This is a genomic window from Actinocrinis puniceicyclus (genome assembly GCF_018283645.1).
In the GTDB taxonomy this organism is placed as follows: domain Bacteria; phylum Actinomycetota; class Actinomycetes; order Streptomycetales; family Catenulisporaceae; genus Actinocrinis; species Actinocrinis puniceicyclus.
Map to the genome: position 1 here is coordinate 1 of NZ_JAGSXH010000368.1, position 651 is coordinate 651.

The 651-nt window shown below is 64.5% G+C and carries 1 protein-coding gene; it reads right to left on the reverse strand.

The window, feature by feature from the left end; translation table 11 throughout:
• Positions 1-47 precede the first annotated feature (47 nt).
• The coding region (locus KGA66_RS29325) for an ISAs1 family transposase (RefSeq protein WP_211472894.1) at positions 48-651 on the reverse strand (604 nt) is incomplete at its 5' end.

Sequence of the window (651 nt, forward strand, 5' to 3'; positions counted from 1 at the left end):
CCAGGGTTAATGACAAAGTGATCTTTCGTCCTTTTTCTGGGTGATCGTCAGGTCAGGTGGAGTAGTCCTGTCAGGAGTTCGGGTCTGCGGGCGTGTCTGCGCAGGGCTTTGGCGATGTTGGTTTCGCCGCCGAGGCGCAGCATGCTGATGACGAGGTTGCGCAGGGTGGCCATGATCCTTGGCAGGGTTGCGGTGCTGATCGCGGACTTGTCTTCGCCGAAGGTGACGTCGCGTACGTAATGACATTGGTTCTCGATGCGCCAGTGTCCGCGCACGAGGGCCGCGAGGTCGCCCGGCCCCGCCAGTTCGGGCGGCAGGCTGGTGATCACGTAGACGACTTCCTTGGTCAGCCGGCCCGCGATGCCGGGTCGGCGGGTGTAGCGGATGATCCGGGCGATCTGTTTCGCGCCGGGGAAGTCGATCCCCTCGGCGTCCGCCGTGGTCAGGTGGCGTTCGCGGATCGTTCCGCGGGTGCGCTCGCTCTCGTGGTGCTCCCCGGTGGCCTGTTCGTCCACGGTGATGCGCTGATGGCAGGCCGTGAGCAGTGCGGGCTGGTTCGCCTTGACTGTGAAAACGTAGTGTGCGTCGTGTTCGCGCAGGTGGCGTGCTGTTTCCCGCTGGGTGTGCAGCGCGTCCATCGTGATGACGGAC